This is a genomic window from Erysipelatoclostridium sp. An173, from assembly GCF_963931465.1.
Lineage (GTDB): Bacteria > Bacillota_I > Bacilli_A > Erysipelotrichales > Coprobacillaceae > Thomasclavelia > Thomasclavelia merdavium.
In genome coordinates, this window is sequence record NZ_OZ007017.1 from 591559 (window position 1) to 609986 (window position 18428).

Here is an 18428-nt window from a genome sequence, read left to right on the forward strand (position 1 = left end):
CATCTATTTTTTTGGAGGGAAAATGAAAGCAAAAGGTTATTTTTTGACAATTTTATCAGCAATGATTTTTGGTTTTACACCAATACTTGCTAAAATGACATATTCGATGGGAAGCAATGGCATTACGATGGCTTTTTATCGACATTTATTTGTTATACCGATATTATTTATTATTATTAAATTGCAAAAATTAAACTATCGTATTACAATTGAACAGCTCAAAAAGATTTGTTTAGTTGGGATCGTTGGAACAGCATTAACAGTTGCCATGTTATATACTTCATATAGTTATATTCAAGTAGGTAGTGCTACTGTTTTGCATTTTTTATATCCAATGTTTGTATCTTTGATTTGTTGTTTTTATTATCATGAAAAACTGACAAAAGTAGTTAAATATTGTTTAGTGGTTGCTAGTATTGGAATCTTATTTTTTATTGAAGTAGGCAGCTCATCACTTTTTGGAATTTTTTTGGCTTTGTTTTCTGGAATAACATTTGCCTATTATATGGTTGGAATTGAAAAGCTAGGATTACAGAGTCTTAATCCTTATGTTTTGAATTTTTATTTTGCAATTGTAATTGCTATTGCTTTGTTAATAATAGGAGTTATTACTGGACAATTAGTTTTAATTTTGCCAGGATTAGCTTATGGCTATTCATTTATAATTGCAATTTTAACATCAATTATTGGGATTATTTGTTTACAACAAGGGGTTAAATATTTAGGTGCAACAACAGCATCAATATTAAGCATGTTTGAACCAGTAACGAGTGTTATTTTTGGTATTATTATTTTAAGTGAACAATTATCGATGTTTAAATTAATTGGCTGTATTTTGATTCTTGGGGCGATAACAATGTTAATTGTCTTTAATTCTAAAAAAAGTCCAACTTAAATATTGATGGGATAAAGTTACTATTTTGTCTTTGAGCATTTAAAAGAGATACTTATTTCACTTAGTTTATGTTAAAATTTAGTAAAGAACTAACATTTTAATATTATTGAGGAGGACAAAAAGTGGCTAAATATGTAATGGCTTTAGATCAAGGAACAACAAGTTCACGTTGTATAATATTTGATCATCAAGGTAATATAAAAGAAATTGCTAGAAAAGAATTTGAACAGATTTTTCCTAAACCAGGCTGGGTTGAACATAATCCAATGGAAATCTGGTCATCACAGTTAGCAGTAGCTAGTGAAGCTATGGCTAAACAAGGTATTAAAGCAGAAGATATTGCCGGAATTGGAATAACTAATCAGCGGGAAACAACGATTATTTGGGACAAAGAAACCGGTGAACCGATTTATAATGCAATTGTCTGGCAGTGTCGGCGCAGTGCTAAGATGATTGAACAATTGGTAGCTGATGGATTAGAAGAATATGTTATTAAAACTACCGGATTAATTCCAGATCCTTATTTTTCAGCTTCTAAAATTGCCTGGATTTTAGAAAATGTTCCTGGTGCAGCCAAACTAGCTGAAAAGGGGCGACTTTTATTTGGAACAGTGGATACTTGGCTGATTTATAACTTAACTGGCGGTAAAGTACATGTAACAGATTATACTAATGCTTCAAGAACAATGTTATTTAATATTCATGATCTTTGCTGGGATCAAAAACTGCTGGATTATTTTAAAATACCACGCAGCATGTTACCAGAAGTAAAGCCATCTAGCTGTATTTATGGTTATACTAAAGCTGGTATTTTAGGTGGTCATATTCCAGTTGCTGGTGCTGCTGGTGATCAACAGGCTGCATTATTTGGACAATGCTGCTTTGAACCTGGGGAAGCTAAGAATACTTATGGTACAGGATGCTTTTTATTAATGAATACTGGTAAGAAAATCTATCATTCCCAAAATGGTTTACTAACAACAATTGCAGCCAGTGATAATGATGAAGTAAATTATGCTTTAGAAGGTAGTGTTTTTGTTGCCGGGGCGGTTATGCAATGGCTTCGTGATGGATTGAGAATGTTGGAAGATACCCCTAAGTCAATTGAATATGCAACTAAGGTTGATGATACAAATGGTGTATACATTGTTCCTGCTTTTACCGGTCTTGGAGCCCCTCATTGGGATTCTTATGCTAAAGGAACAATTGTCGGTTTAACTAGAGGATGTTGTAAAGAACATTTTGTTCGAGCAGCCTTAGAGTCAATTGCTTATCAGACAAATGATGTTTTAAAAGCAATGCAAGAAGATACTGGTATTCAATTAAAAGCTTTGAAAGTTGATGGCGGTGCCAGTCAAAATGATTTTTTAATGCAATTTCAAAGTGACATTTCCAATTGTATTGTCAATCGGCCGCAGGTAGTGGAAACAACGGCTTTAGGGGCGGCATATTTAGCTGGTTTAGCAACTAATTTTTGGACTAGTAAACAGGATATTATTGATAATTGGAAATTAGAACGTAATTTTACGCCATTAATGGAAGAAACTAAACGGCAGGAACTTTTATCAGGCTGGGATAAAGCAATCCGTTTTACGTTAATGTGGAAAGATGTATAAAAAAATCAGGTTAGTTAAAACCTGATTTTTTTTCTTCATCGATAAAAGTATGATATATAGCTCTAATGGCATTTTTAAAATGCACATTTTTAACTCCGACAATAATATTTAATTCCGAAGACCCTTGGTCAATCATTTTAATATTGATATTTTCTTTAGCTAAAGCAGTAAAAACTTTAGCGGCAGTTCCACGACCATCTTTCATACCACGACCAACAATAGCAATCAACGCTAAATCAGACTCTAATTCAATTGAATCAGGTTGGACAGCACGATGAATACCGGCTAAGATTTGTTGTTCATGGTCAATGAAACTATTAGCTTCAACAATAATATTCATTGTATCGATTCCTGAAGGTGTATGTTCAAATGATAATTGGTTATCTTCAAGAACTTGAAGAACGCGGCGACCAAAACCAATTTCACTATTCATCATATCTTTTTCAATACTGATCGTTGCAAATCCTTGTCTACCGGCAATACCAGTAATTACATGATCTGGTTTATGACAAGTTGTTTCAACAATTAATGTTCCTTCATCTTCTGGGCGATTAGTATTTTTAATTTGAATTGGAATCCCTTCATTACGAATTGGGAAAATTGAATTTTCATGTAAAACACTAGCACCCATATAAGATAATTCTCGTAATTCTTTATAGGTAATTGTTGCAATAGTATCAGGATTTTTAACGATACGTGGATCGGCAACTAAAAATCCAGAAACATCAGTCCAGTTTTCATATAAATCAACGTGACCATTACGAGCAACGATTGAACCAGTAATATCACTACCACCACGTGAAAATGTTTTAATTGTATTGCTATCATCATTTAGTGAACCATAAAAACCAGGAATAACACAGTTTTTAACGGTACTTAATCGTTTAGATAAAATTGGATCAGTTTTTTCAGGATCATAATTACCATTTTCATCAATGAAAATAACTTCACTAGCATCAATGAATTCAAAACCTAAATAATTAGCTAAAACAATACCATTTAAATATTCACCACGGCTGGCAGCATAATCAATCCCGATTTTATCAATAAATGCTTTTTCTATAACTTCAAACTCTTTATCAAGTGAACAATCTAATTTTAGTTCATCAATAATATCTTGATAACGTTTCTTTATTAAATCAAATGTCTTTTTAAATGTATCTTGATCTTTTGCATTGTATGCTTGATATAAAAGATCAGTAACTTTTGTATCTTCTTTAAATCTTTTCCCTGGTGCAGAAGGCACGACAAAGCGTCGCGATTTATCACTATTAATAATATTGGCTACTTTTTTAAATTGTGTAGCATCAGCAAGTGAAGAACCGCCAAATTTTACTACTTTATTCATAAAGTTCCCCCTTAGATAAAATGTCTATTAAAAAATACCATTTTTTTGTGATTACATCAAGAATAATCGCTAAAATTATCAATATTTTTAAAGCACTTTTTTAAAAAAAGAAAGATAATTAAAGTGAATTAAAATAAATAATTAAAAATAAGTTTTGATTATAGACTAACCAATAAAAAAATCACATAATTCAATTCAATATCAATCACATAATTAATCACAACATTATCATAAATTGATGTATAATTAGATAGCTGATAATGATATTATAAAGATTAAATAAACATTAAATATTTGATATTAATAATCTTTTGTTTCTGGGAATTTTCAATTGAAATTAAGAATTAAGGAGGTAGATTATGGCGGAAAAAAAGAAAAATTATGAAATAAAAATTATTTTAGGATATGATAGTCAAGGAAAAGCAATCTATACATCAGTATTTACTGATACTTACCCGGAAGTAAAAATTTTAAGATGTAGTAATGATAAATTAGTTGAAGAAGTTTTATTTAAAGATGTTTGTAATGGCTGGTTAAGTTATATAAAAAATAGTGTTAAACCGCAAAGTTTTAATAAATATCAAATGACTGCTAGACTATACATTTTACCAGCTTTAGGTCAAAGAGATATTAAATTATTAAACACAATTGAAATCAATCGTTTTTTAAAACAGCTGGCAACTAGTGGACGTCAAGATGGTAAAGGTTTATCACAAAGTAGTTTAAAAACTGTTTTGTTTGTAATAAAAGAGACTTTTCAATATGCTTATAATCTAGGAATGTGTAATGAAGTGTTATCAAATGTAGTTTTTCCTAAAAAGAAAAAAGCAAATGATAAATTATATGTATTAGAGAAAAAAGATTGCCAGAAAATTATTGATTTTGTTAAAGATGATCCTGAACCGCTAAATATTGGGATTGCTTTGAGTCTTTGTTGTGGTTTAAGGATCGGGGAATTATGTGCGTTAAGAAAAAGTGATATTGATTTAGATAAGCGAATTATAAACATCCAATATACTTTACAACGCATACAGGTTGCTAAAGCCAGTAGTAAAACTAAAATTGTTATTAGTTCACCAAAATCAAAAACATCCAAAAGAATTATTCCAGTACCAGAAATAATGATGCCGATTTTAAAAAGCTGTAACTTTCATGAAAATGATTTTATTTTAAGTAATAATGAATATTGGGTTGAACCAAGACGATTATCTAGATATTTTAAAAAAATATTGAATCAATTAGAAATAAAAGATACTAATTTTCATACTTTAAGACATACCTTTGCTTCTTTGTGTATTGCTTCAGGAATGGATGATCGTACATTAAGTGAAATATTAGGTCATTCTAGTGTAAATATTACTTTGGATCGTTATGTTCATCCTAATTTAAAAATAAAACATGAAATGATTAATAAAGTTGATTTTATTTGATAGACAACTATTTGACCATAATCTTAAAATAAGGTAAAATTAAATCAACAGGCGGGAAAACCCGTCATTTTTTTAATCGAGGTAATAAGTGTGAAAGAAAAAAAATATACAATGAGTGATATCGCTAAAATGGCTGGAGTTGGTAAAAGTACCGTATCCCGTTATTTTAATGGTGGTTATGTAAAAGAAGAAACAAGACAGAAATTAAAAAAGATAATCGATGAATGTCATTATGAGCCAAGTACTATTGCCCAGTCTTTAAAAGCTAAATATTCAAAAGTAATTGGGATCGTTGCCCCATGTCTTGATTCAATTACAACCTCAAGGGTCTTGATGATGGCAGATCAATATTTAAAAGATCATGGCTATACAACTTTGATTATTAATACTAATCATGATGAGATGCGTGAATTAACCTCGATAGAACAATTGTGGCGCATGAATGTTGATGGGATAATTTTAATTGCAACAACAGTAACTTTAGCTCATCAAAGTATTGCAGCTAAGCTGGATATTCCGTTATTATTCGTGGCCCAACGTTATGGCGCTGGTATTTCGATTATTAATGATGACTATAATGCTGGTTATGATGTCGGTAAATATGGAGCTAAAATGGGACATCGCTCTGTTTGTTATGTTGGGGTAAATGGTAAAGATGAAGCGGTAGGAATTTATCGTAAAGATGGTGTTATTAACGGATTAAAGGATTATGGTGTAGAAACGGTTGATATTTTAGAAACTGATTTTTCAATTGAAAAAGCTTATAAAAAAGCCTTAGATTATTTAAAGAAAAAACAGCCAACTTTAATGATTGGAGCTACTGATAATATTGCTTTAGGCTGTTTAAAAGCTATTAATGAATTAGGGTATAATATGCCTGAAGATATTTCATTAATTGGTTTTGGCGGCTATGAAACTTCGCTTTTTATTACGCCAAGTTTAGTAACAATTCGTTTTGATAATGAAGAAACAGGGATTCGTGCTGGTAAAACTATTATTGATTTAATTGAAGGGAATCGTGTTGATAATCTACAATTAATCAATTATCATTTGATTTCAGGTAATAGTGTTAAAAATTTAAATAAGTAAAAAATATGGTGGTATTTTGGGTGATACCATCTTTTTTAAAATAATTATGGTATCGGTACCATTTTTTTATTGAAAACTATTGACACCGCTATAATTGAGGTATATATTATAGACATGGAACCGATACCACAAGGAGGAAAGAGAATGGATTACAACAAGATAGCAAAAGACATTATTGAAAATGTCGGTGGCGCTAGTAATATTACAGGGGCAATGCACTGCGCTACAAGATTACGTTTAAATCTAGTTGATGAAAGTAAAATCAACGAAGAAGCATTAACTGATATTGAAGTAGTTAAAGGTACGTTTTTAGCTAAGGGGCAATATCAAATTATTTTAGGTCCAGGATTAGTTAATCTGGTTTGTGATGAAGTAACTAATATCTTAGGAATTAAAACCGAAACAGTCCCAGAACCAAAAGAAGAAAAAGAGGGTAATATTTTACAACGATTAGTACAATTATTAAGTGATATCTTTGTACCAATTATTCCAGCTATCGTAGCTGGCGGGTTATTGATGGGAATCAATAATATCTTAACCGCTAAAGGGTTATTTTTTGCTGGTAAAAGTTTAATTGAAGCTTATCCACAATGGGCAGATTTAGCTTCTATTATCAATATTTTTTCAAATGCAGCATTTACTTTTTTACCAGTCTTAATTGGTTTTAGTGCTACCAAGAAGTTTGGTGGTAACCCATATTTAGGAGCAGCTATGGGAATGATCATGGTTCATCCTGATTTATTAAATGCTTATGATTATGGTAAAGCCGGAGCTGAAATACCTGTTTGGAATTTATTTGGCTTAACAGTTGAAGCTGTAGGGTATCAAGGAACAGTATTACCGGTTTTAGGAGTTTCTTGGATTTTAGCAAACATTGAAAAACGTTTGCATAAAGTTACACCAATCTGGTTGGATAATTTAACAACACCGCTATTATCTACTTTGATTACTGGTTTTATTACATTTATTGTTGTTGGACCTATTTTAAGAGAAGCCGGAGTTTTATTATCAGATGGAATTTCTTGGATGTATAATACACTAGGAATGTTAGGGGGAGCTATTTTCGGTTTCTTCTATGCACCAATTTGTTTAACCGGTATGCATCATAGCTTTATTGCAGTAGAAACTCAATTACTTGCAGCAGTAGAAACAACAGGGGGATCATTTATTTTCCCAACAGCATCAATGTCTAACGTTGCTCAAGGGGCAGCAGTTATTGCTATTTTATTAATAACAAAAGATAAAAAATTAAAAAGTATTTGTTCAGCATCTGGAATTTCAGCATTACTTGGAATTACAGAACCAGCAATGTTTGGGGTAACATTGAAACTTAAATATCCATTTATTGCAGCAATGATTGGTTCAGCAGCCGGAAGTGCTTATTTAGCAGCAACTAAAACTCTTGCCATTGCTTTAGGAGCTGCCGGTTTACCAGGATTTATTTCAATTGATCCAAATTCTTGGTTGAATTTTGGAATCGGAATGATTATTAGTATTGCGGTAGCATTTGCATTAACTATTGTTTTATATAAACGTAATGAAAAAAAACAAGCAGCAAAAACTGATGAATTACCACAAGATACAACTACTGATAGTAAGGTTAAAACTGAAGTTATTAGTGCACCATTAGCAGGAAAAGTAGCACCAGTTAGTGAAGCACCAGATGAAATATTTGCTCAAAAAATGATGGGTGATGGGGTTGTAATTTTCCCAACTAATAATTATTTAACAGCACCTGTTACCGGAACAATTACGATGATTTTCCCAACTAAGCATGCTTTAGGAATTAAAAGTGATGATGGTGTGGAATTATTAATTCATATTGGTTTAGATACGGTAAAATTAGAAGGAAAACCATTTAATTTATTAGTTAGTGAAGGGCAAAGAGTAAATCAAGGTGATAAATTAATGGAAATTGATTTTAAGATGATTGAAGAAGCAGGCTGTCCAACAGCTACACCAGTTGTATTAACTAGTCAAAATAGTTTTGAAATAGTTAGTCAAGGCGATGTGGAAATAAACCAGCCAATTATAAAATTAAATTAGGAGAAATAATATGACTTGTTTAACGAATAAACAAATTAAAGATATGGAAAAACAAGCAGTTAAAGATGAATATCGTCTTGAATATCATTTGATGCCAGCAACTGGCTGGCTAAATGATCCTAATGGATTATGTCAATTTAAAGGTACTTATCATCTTTACTACCAATATTCACCTGAAAATTGTATGGGTGGTCAAAAATACTGGGGGCATTATAGTACTAAAGATTTTGTTACCTTTAAAAATGAACCAGTTGCTTTATATCCTGATAGTCAGTTTGAACAAGGCGGTGTCTATTCTGGGTCAGCTATTGTTAAAGATGATACTATTTATTACTACTATACTGGTAATGTAAAACATCCTGGCAATCATGATTATATTCATACAGGACGTGAGCATAATACAATGATGGTAACTAGCAAAGATGGTATCGAGTTAACAAATAAAACTTGTTTAATGAAAAACAGTGATTATCCAGAAGATTTGACTTTACATGTAAGAGATCCTCAGGTTATTAAAAATGGTGATCATTATAATATGATTTTAGGAGCTAGAACAAATGATGATGTTGGTTGTTGTTTATTATATAGATCAACTGATTTAAAACATTTTGAACTAGTTAATCGAATTACAACTAAAAAGCCTTTTGGTTATATGTGGGAATGTCCTAATCTTGTTGATTTAAATGGACAAATGATCTTATTTTGTTGCCCGCAAGGGGTAGAAACAGAAGGTTATAAATATGAAAATATTTATCAAAATGGTTATTTTCTAGTAAATGGTGATATTGAAAATGAATATTCATTAAGTGAATTTATAGAATTTGATCATGGTTTTGACTATTATGCCCCACAGTTATTTAAAGATGAAAGTAGTCGAGCAATTATTATTGGCTGGATGGGATTACCGGATGCTCCTTATACAAATCCAACGGTAAAAAATAACTGGCAGCATGCTTTGACATTACCAAGACAATTAACATTTAAAGATGGTAAAGTTTATCAATACCCAATTGATGAAACAAAAGCGTTAAGAAAATGTAAGAATGATGTAAAAATTAATAATAATCAAAAAATCACTTGCAATAGTAATGTTTATGAGCTATATTTACCGATAAATAATCACGGTTTTAAAATAAAGTTAAGACAAGATGCAGTGATTGAATATCATGATAATCTTTTAACCTTATCATTAAAAGACAGTGGTTATGGTCGAAATAAACGACATATTGTAATTGATAAAATTGAAAACGTAACAATCTTTAGTGATGTATCATCACTAGAAATATTCATCAATGATGGTGAATATGCTCTTACAACTCGTATATATGATCATAGTAAGCTAATTGAAATATCTATTGACACCAGTATTACAGCAACTTACTATGAGTTAAATAGTTATCAGATAATTTAAAAAGTTATCGTAGGCCATTGTCCATATATAAAATGGCAAAAAAACATCTTGTAGACTAGCAAGATGTTTTTTTATCAGTATATTAAATCGGTTTAAAAAATTATATATTTTGTTTAAATTAATAAAAATATTATTTATGTATAGGAGGAATTCAAATGCCAAGAAAAAAATCAAAAAATTATACCATCAAATATAATTTTTCTATGGGAAAAGAGGACCTAAAGGAAATTATGGAAGAAAGCTTTTTAATATATTTTAAGCGTAAAGAACATAATTGTATATTAAAAAATAAAAGTAGAATAAAATGATAATAATGAAATTGAGTTTATGGTGTTTTTTATAGAAGCGCTATAAAATAAAGATGATTAATCAATATGGAAATGTTATAATGAAAAAGAAAGGGTGATAAGTATGGGAATCTATTTAAATCCAACAAATCAAAATTTTTATGAAGCAGTCAATAAAGAGATATATGTTGACAAATCATTGCTTATTCAACATATTGAATATTTGAGAAATAAAGTCAATAAATATATTTGTGTATCAAGACCCAGACGCTTTGGAAAGAGTACCGATGCCAATATGCTTGTCGCCTATTATTCAATGGGTTGTGATTCTCGTAATATCTTTGATTCATTAAAAATTAGTCAGACCGACATTTATTTAGAACATCTTAACAAACATCATGTCATTCATATCAATATGCAGGACTTCTTGAGTAAGACACATGATATAGAAAAGATGATTTTACTTCTTGCTAAGTTGATACTTAGAGAACTTAAGAAAGACTTTCCAAAAGTGGATTATATAGATACTTCTGATCTTATTCAAATTATGGAAGATGTTTATGTAGAAACGAATACTAGATTTATCTTCGTTATAGATGAATGGGATTGTATATTTAGAGAATATGCTCAAGACAAAGAATCGCAGAAGATATATCTTGATTTCTTAAGAAACTTGTTGAAAGATAAGCCTTATATAGAACTGGCTTATATGACGGGTATATTGCCTATCAAGAAATATGGAACACATAGTGCATTGAATATGTTTAAGGAAATATCCATGTTGAATGCAACACCTTTAGAATCCTTTATGGGCTTTACTGAACAGGAAGTTCATGATTTGTGTTTAAAATATAATATGGATTATAATGAAATGCAGCAATGGTATGACGGTTATCAGATGTCAAAGGATATCTCTGTCTATAATCATCGTTCTGTTGTTTATGCCCTTATGGATAGAAAATATGAAAACTACTGGACATCAACAGAAACCTATGAAGCCCTGCAAGTCTATATAGATATGAACTATGATGGTTTGAAGGATAATATCGTTCAATTGTTATCTGGGGAAAGCGTAGATGTCAATACGAGTAAGTTTCAAAATGATATGACAACATTCAAATCAAAAGATGATGTATTGACACTTCTTATACATCTAGGCTATTTAGGATATAATAGTTCCAATCATACATGTTTTATCCCTAATAAGGAAGTATCTACCAGTTTCATCAATTCCATAGAAGATTCCAACTGGCAGGAAACTACAAAAGCATTATTGAATAGTCGAGAACTGCTGGAAGCGACATGGAGAAAAGACGAAAAAGCTGTAGCAAGATATATTGAAGAAGCTCATCTAGACACATCAATATTAACTTATAACAATGAAAATGCATTGTCATATACTCTAGCTTTAGCGTATATTTATGCCAGAAATCATTATACAATGATAAGAGAGATGCCAACAGGCGAAGGATTTGCAGATATTGTCTTGATTCCATATCAAAATAAACCAGCGATGATTATAGAACTGAAATGGAATCAAGATGTTGAAACCTCAATCACACAAATCAAGGACAAGAAATATCCAAAAGGACTGGAGAAATATAAAGATAACTTGTTGTTAGTAGGAATTAGCTATGATAAGAAAACCAAAAAACATACATGTCATATAGAAAAGATGAGTTAGGTTCACTAAAAATAAGTGGACCTCTTTTATAAAACATAAATAATAATTACTAATGATATATAATAGGCAGAAAGTAAAATAAGATGATTAATCAATATGGAAATGTTATAATGAAAAAGAAAGGGTGATAAGTATGGGAATCTATTTAAATCCAACAAATCAAAATTTTTATGAAGCAGTCAATAAAGAGATATATGTTGACAAATCATTGCTTATTCAACATATTGAATATTTGAGAAATAAAGTCAATAAATATATTTGTGTATCAAGACCCAGACGCTTTGGAAAGAGTACCGATGCCAATATGCTTGTTGCCTATTATTCAATGGGTTGTGATTCTCGTAATATCTTTGATTCATTAAAAATTAGTCAGACCGACATTTATTTAGAACATCTTAACAAACATCATGTCATTCATATCAATATGCAGGACTTCTTGAGTAAGACACATGATATAGAAAAGATGATTTTACTTCTTGCTAAGTTGATACTTAGAGAACTTAAGAAAGACTTTCCAAAAGTGGATTATATAGATACTTCTGATCTTATTCAAATTATGGAAGATGTTTATGTAGAAACGAATACTAGATTTATCTTCGTTATAGATGAATGGGATTGTATATTTAGAGAATATGCTCAAGACAAAGAATCGCAGAAGATATATCTTGATTTCTTAAGAAACTTGTTGAAAGATAAGCCTTATATAGAACTGGCTTATATGACGGGTATATTGCCCATCAAGAAATATGGAACACATAGTGCCTTGAATATGTTTGAAGAAATCTCAATGATTGATCCGGGATTATTATCTGAATTTATGGGATTTACTGAAACTGAAGTTCAAAATCTTTGTATTCAATACAACATTAGTTTTGATGAGATGAAACAATGGTATGATGGGTATCACATGACAAATGATATTTCAACTTTTTCTCCTCGCTCTGTTGTTTCTTCAATTGTGAGAAAACAATTTGGAAATTATTGGACATCAACAGAAACCTATGAAGCCTTGCAGGTTTATATAGATATGAACTTTGATGGTTTGAAGGATAATATCGTTCAACTCTTAGCAGAAGAAAATATACCCGTTCAAACAACATCATTCCAGAATGACATGACAACATTCAAATCAAAGGATGATGTATTGACACTTCTTATACATTTGGGATATTTAGGATATAACGGTTCTTTACATACATGTTATATTCCTAACAAAGAAGTTGTTGATTCATTTGTTAATTCTATTAGAAGTTCGAATTGGCATGAAACTACGAGGGCATTATTAAATAGTCGTGAACTCTTACAAGCAACATGGAACAAAGATGAAGAAGCAGTGGCTAGATATATAGAAGAGGCACATTTAGATACAGCGATACTTACCTACAATAACGAAAATGCCTTGTCATATACAATTGCAATAGCATATATAACAGCGCGAAATCATTATACGATAATAAGAGAGATGCCAAGTGGTAAAGGTTTTGCTGACATGGTATTTATTCCAATAGATAATAAACCAGCGATGATAATAGAATTGAAATGGGATCAGAAAGTAAAGACAGCAATAGATCAAATTAAAGAAAAAAACTATCCTCAGGGATTAAAGAAGTATCAGGATAATCTGCTTTTAGTAGCAATAAGCTATGATAAAGAAACTAAAAAACATCATTGTAAAATAGAACAGTTAACTTAGGTTCATGAAAATGAACCTTTTAATAAATATGTATAGAAAAAAATCACGGAAATCGTGATTTTTTGATTGATTAAAGTAATTTTTCTGCAGCAACATATTCACCATTTAAGGCACTAGCCACTGCTTTACAAGTATATTTTCCTTGATAAGTATTTAAACCTTTCATAAATCCAGGATCTTCTTTTAAAGCATCTAATCCTTGATTTGCTAGTTTTAAAATATAAGGTAAAGTTGCATTAGATAGAGCCATAGTAGAAGTTCTTGGTACAGCACCTGGCATATTAGCTACTGAATAATGAACAACCCCGTGTTTAGTAAAAGTTGGATTATCATGAGTTGTTACATGATCACAAGTTTCAATGCAGCCACCTTGATCAATAGCAACATCAACAATAACACTACCTTCCTTCATTGTTTTAACCATTTCTTCAGTTACAATTTTTGGTGCTTTAGCTCCTGGTAATAAAACAGCCCCAACAATTAAATCGGCATTTTTTACAGCTTCTTTTAAATTATATTCATTATTATAAACTGTATGAATAGCTCCATTACTAATATCATCAATATAAGCCATAGTATTTACGTTAATATCAAAAACCTGAACATTAGCACCTAAACCAAGTGCCATTTTAGCGGCGTTAATACCAACTTTACCACCACCAATAATTACAACGTTGGCAGGTAATACTCCAGAAACACCACCTAATAAAATACCACGACCACCATTAGTTTTTTGAAGTAAATTAGCACCAATTTGAACAGCCATTCTACCAGCTACTTCACTCATTGGTGTTAATAATGGTAAAGAATGATTAGCTTCTACTGTTTCATAAGCAATAGCTGTTGTTTTACTTTCAATTAATGCATTAGCAAAAGGTTCGTTATTAGCGATATGCAAATATGTGAAAACCATTTGATCTTCGCGTAAATATTTGTATTCACTTTCTAAATATTCTTTTACTTTTACAATTAAATCAGCTTTTGCAAATACTTCTTCACTTGAAGAAATTATAGCACCAGCTTCTTGATATTCTTGATCACTAAAACCACTGCCATTACCAGCATTAGTTTCAACATATACTTGATGTCCAGCTTTACAAAGGGCATAAACCCCAGCAGGAGTCATTGAAACGCGATTTTCGTTATTTTTTATTTCTTTTGGAATTCCTATAATCATGATTTATTACCCTCTTTCCATTATAAATTGACTATTATTATTGTAACACTATTTTTTGTTATGGACAAAATATTTTATTTAGAATATTATTGATTAGGTTTAATTTGTTGCTTTTAATTTTTGAATATAGGATAATATGTCTATCATTTTATTAAAAAGTTAATAATAGTAAGATTATTAGGGAGGAAAAGAATGTTATTGATCAATAAGACACTGATTAAGATGTCTAAAGGTGTTCGGATTTGGATTTTTATAATTGCATTGTTGAAGATGCTTACATTAATAGGAACGGTATTATTTGCTCAAACGATATCAGCGTTTTTGGGTGATTTATATCAACCATCATTATCAAAAGAAGAATTGATAGGTGCTATTGTTAGTGCAGTATTTGCTTCACTATTGATTTTGGTTGCTGATTTGTTGACTGGTGAAGCTGAATATCGCTGTGGTGCTAAAGCGCGAATTTCTTTACGTAAAGCTATTTTCGATAAGATTTTAGAACTTGATGTTGGAAAGGTTGAAAAAATTGGCGCTAGTAATGCAATTAGCAGTGTCGGTGATGGAGTTGAATTGATGCAGGTTTATTATACGCGGTATTTACCAAGTTTACTGTATAGTTTAATGGCATCGATATATTTGTTTTTTAATCTTAAAGATACATCATTTCCAGTTGCATTATTATTATTAGTTATTTCTTTTGCTTTACCATTATTGAATAACTATTTTCGTAGTATGATCGATCAGTTAAAAAAGGAATATTGGACTAGTTTTCAAGATTTAACTAGTTATTATTTAGAAAGTTTAAAAAGTTTAGTGACTTTAAAATTGTTTAATCAAGATCAAAATCGTCATGATCATTTAAAAGAAAAAGCTAATGTTTTTAATCAAAATACAATGTCGATCATGAAAATGAATTTTTCATCATTTTTATTATCAGATGGTTTGATTTATGGTGGCATTGTTGTTGCTGTATGTATTGCTTGTTTTCAAATGAACAATAATCAGCTTGATTTTTCTCAAGGAATATTAGTATTAATGCTTTCATATAGCTTTTTTAGCTCAATTCGTCAGTTGATGAATGTTACTCATGATGCCTTATCAGGAATTGCCGCTACCATTAAAGTAGAGGAAATCTTAGCTATGGATACTACTAGAAAACAAGAAAGTATTGAAACAACTAATGATAAGATCATTGAAAAATATTCTAAGGAAACTTTAGATTATTTACATAATTTTGATGGTATCATTGCACATGATATAAGTTTTAATTATCAAGAAAAAAGAACGGTATTAAATCATTTAGCAGTTGCTTTTCCTAAAGGTAAGACCACAGCAATAGTTGGTCGAAGTGGTTGTGGTAAAAGTACTTTAGCTAGTATGTTAATGCGTTTTATTGATCCTGATACTGGTTATTTGTTTTTTGAAGGAAAAAGCTATTACCAGCAAAGTCCTGAGGAATTAAGAAAAAATATTATCATGGTACCGCAGCGAGTTAGTATTTTTGGTGGCAGTTTAGAAGAAAATCTGCGGATTGCTAAACCTGATGCTTCGATTACTGAAATTTTAAATGTTTTAAAACAGGTTCGTTTATATGACTGGTTAAAAAGTTTACCTGAAGGTTTATCAACTGATTTAGGTGATAGTGGATCAAAACTTTCTGGTGGACAAAGACAGAAAATCGGTTTAGCTAGAGCTTTATTAAGCAACGCACCATATATTATTTTTGATGAAGCTACATCAAGTGTTGATCGTGATAGCGAAGATGAAATTTGGCAATGTATTAAAGAATTAAAACGGAGTCGTACATTGATTATTATTTCACATCGTCTTTCAACAATTCAACGTGCTAATAATATTATTGTATTAAATAAAGGCCAATTAGTAGAACAAGGCAGTCATGAAGAATTACTTGATAAACAAGGTGAATATTATCAGCTGGTTAAGGAACAAGAAATCTTGGAAAATCAGGGAAAGCAGAGGTTAAGTTATGAATAAAAAACCATCTTTATTTACACTGACAAAAAGATTATTAAAAATTGCAACTGAGCAAAAAAAGTATTTTGTAATATCAACGATTGTAAGTATAGTTGGTAATGCTATGCAGCTAGGTTTGATGGGATTTGGTGCTTGTTTTATTTTAAGTATTGCTGGTAAACTTAAATTCTTAAATAGTAGTGTATGTTGTGTTTTAATGATAATAAGTGCTGTTTTAATTGTAATTTGTCGTTATTTAGAAGGCTATTTTTCTCATGCGGGAGCATATAAATTATTAGCTAAGATGCGAATTGATATGTTTGCAATGTTACGTAAGTTAGCTCCTGGTGGTTTGATTGATCGTAGCAGTGGGGATATTATGTCGCTTGCGATATCAGATATTGAAAGTATTGAGTTCTTTTTTGCTCATACTATTGGCCCATTATTTACAGTTATTTTATTACCAGTAATAACATTAATTATCGCTGGAATGATTGATTCTTTATTTGTATTAGCGTTATTACCAATCTATTTAATTATTAGTATTGTTTTACCATTAATAGCTATTAAGCTAGGGCGTAATATTGGACTAGGCTATCGAGAAAAATTAGGTAAGTTAAAAGCGTTTTTACTAGATAGTGTTTATGGTTTATCTGAAATTCAAATCTTTGATTATGGAAAAGCTCGTAGTGAGGAACTTACTAAAATTAATCAGGATATTAATCGTTCAACTCATTTATTAGCTTATCATCGTCAATTTGTAATTTCTTTGCCAACGTTTTTTATCTATTTAGCAAGAATAGTAGTTATCGCTGTTGCTTCTTATTTAGCTTTGGTTAAAAGTGTTGATTCATCTGCAGTAATCATTTTATCATTTTTAGTATCAGCGTCTTTTTCATCAACGCAGTCTTTAACTACTGTTGTATCTAGTTTAGTAGAAACTTATGCTGCTAGTCAAAGATACTTTGATTTACAAGATAAAGAGCCATTAGTCAAAGAAAGCAAAGATCCTAAAAAATTGACTGATATTAAAAAAATAGAATTTAAAGATGTTACTTTTAGTTATCCAGGTGCTAATAAACCAGTAGTTGAAAACATGAATTTAGTAATTGATGCTGATGATAAAATTGGTTTAATTGGTGAAAGTGGTATTGGAAAATCAACATTAATTCGTTTATTATTAAGATTTTATGATGTTACTAATGGACAAATCTTAATTAATGGTATTGATATTAAAGAATATTCTTTAACTGATTTGAGAACAAAAATCAGTGTTTTACAACAAGATACTTTTATCTTTAATGATACTATCAAAGCCAATATTGCTCTTGGAAAACCGGATGCAAGTGATGAAGAAATTATCAACGCTGCCAAGATGGCAGGAATTCATGACTTGATTAGTTCATTGCCAGATCAATATGATACTTTGATGGGTGAAATGCAAAATCGTCTATCTGGTGGTGAAAAACAGCGAATTGGAATAGCTCGAGTATTATTGGTTGATCCTGATATTTTAGTGATGGATGAGCCAACTAGTAGTTTAGATATTATTAATGAAAAATCATTGTTACAAACATTAGATCAACAGTTTAAAGATAAGACATGGTTAATTGTTTCCCATCGTCCTTCATCTTTATCTAATTGTAAAAGAATTATTAAATTAGTAGATCATAAAATTAGTGAAGTAGCAGTTTAACTTATTGGGTTATAGCAAATTACTTTAATTTGCTATAGCCCTTTATCATTATTTTATCTTTTTTATCATTGTGTTAAAATAA

The 18428-nt window shown here is 30.6% G+C and carries 13 protein-coding genes; 11 read left to right on the forward strand and 2 right to left on the reverse strand.

The window, feature by feature from the left end; translation table 11 throughout:
* Positions 1–22 precede the first annotated feature (22 nt).
* Positions 23–895 (forward strand): DMT family transporter, encoded by an 873-nt coding sequence (locus tag ABGT36_RS03075; RefSeq protein ID WP_346676778.1) that lies wholly within the window; start codon positions 23–25, stop codon positions 893–895.
* A 122-nt stretch (positions 896–1017) separates the two neighbouring features.
* The gene (gene glpK, locus ABGT36_RS03080) at positions 1018–2511 is read left to right on the forward strand and encodes a glycerol kinase GlpK (protein WP_346676780.1); all 1494 of its coding nucleotides are present in this window, start codon (positions 1018–1020) and stop codon (positions 2509–2511) included.
* Positions 2512–2521: 10 nt separating this feature from the next.
* Here glpK and ABGT36_RS03085 read toward each other — a convergent pair whose 3' ends face one another.
* A complete protein-coding gene (locus tag ABGT36_RS03085; RefSeq protein ID WP_346676782.1) occupies positions 2522–3859 on the reverse strand; it encodes an aspartate kinase in 1338 nt (445 codons plus the stop codon).
* 359 nt (positions 3860–4218) lie between these two features.
* Here ABGT36_RS03085 and ABGT36_RS03090 point away from each other — a divergent pair, with 359 nt between their 5' ends.
* The 7 genes from ABGT36_RS03090 to ABGT36_RS03120 all read left to right on the forward strand — a co-directional run bounded on the left by ABGT36_RS03090 (position 4219) and on the right by ABGT36_RS03120 (position 13499).
* Positions 4219–5289 carry a site-specific integrase gene (locus ABGT36_RS03090; RefSeq protein ID WP_087300531.1) on the forward strand — a complete coding sequence of 357 codons (1071 nt, stop codon included), beginning with the start codon at positions 4219–4221 and terminating at the stop codon, positions 5287–5289.
* Between the two features lie 90 nt (positions 5290–5379).
* Positions 5380–6378 carry a LacI family DNA-binding transcriptional regulator gene (locus ABGT36_RS03095; RefSeq protein WP_296882003.1) on the forward strand — a complete coding sequence of 333 codons (999 nt, stop codon included), beginning with the start codon at positions 5380–5382 and terminating at the stop codon, positions 6376–6378.
* A 144-nt stretch (positions 6379–6522) separates the two neighbouring features.
* Entirely contained in the window at positions 6523–8424 is a 1902-nt protein-coding gene (locus tag ABGT36_RS03100) for a sucrose-specific PTS transporter subunit IIBC (RefSeq protein WP_346676784.1), read from the forward strand.
* Between the two features lie 10 nt (positions 8425–8434).
* Complete coding sequence (locus ABGT36_RS03105; RefSeq protein WP_346676786.1) at positions 8435–9835, forward strand: glycoside hydrolase family 32 protein; 1401 nt, start codon at positions 8435–8437, stop codon at positions 9833–9835.
* A gap of 155 nt (positions 9836–9990) precedes the next feature.
* On the forward strand, positions 9991–10143 hold the full coding sequence (locus ABGT36_RS03110) for a hypothetical protein (RefSeq protein WP_300629592.1): 153 nt from the start codon (positions 9991–9993) through the stop codon (positions 10141–10143).
* A gap of 103 nt (positions 10144–10246) precedes the next feature.
* Positions 10247–11806 (forward strand): AAA family ATPase, encoded by a 1560-nt coding sequence (locus tag ABGT36_RS03115; protein WP_346676788.1) that lies wholly within the window; start codon positions 10247–10249, stop codon positions 11804–11806.
* Between the two features lie 133 nt (positions 11807–11939).
* Positions 11940–13499, forward strand: a complete 1560-nt coding sequence (locus tag ABGT36_RS03120) for an AAA family ATPase (protein ID WP_308697702.1) — start codon at positions 11940–11942, stop codon at positions 13497–13499.
* Between the two features lie 70 nt (positions 13500–13569).
* Here ABGT36_RS03120 and ald read toward each other — a convergent pair whose 3' ends face one another.
* Complete coding sequence (ald, locus tag ABGT36_RS03125; RefSeq protein WP_087300541.1) at positions 13570–14676, reverse strand: alanine dehydrogenase; 1107 nt, start codon at positions 14674–14676, stop codon at positions 13570–13572.
* A 192-nt stretch (positions 14677–14868) separates the two neighbouring features.
* On the opposite strand from ald, the gene ABGT36_RS03130 reads away from it, so the two are divergent.
* Positions 14869–16671, forward strand: coding sequence for an ATP-binding cassette domain-containing protein (locus tag ABGT36_RS03130; RefSeq protein ID WP_346676790.1), 1803 nt, complete (start codon positions 14869–14871; stop codon positions 16669–16671).
* Positions 16664–18346 (forward strand): ABC transporter ATP-binding protein, encoded by a 1683-nt coding sequence (locus ABGT36_RS03135; protein ID WP_346676792.1) that lies wholly within the window; start codon positions 16664–16666, stop codon positions 18344–18346. The genes ABGT36_RS03130 and ABGT36_RS03135 overlap by 8 nt, the downstream gene beginning before the upstream one ends.
* Positions 18347–18428 lie beyond the last annotated feature (82 nt).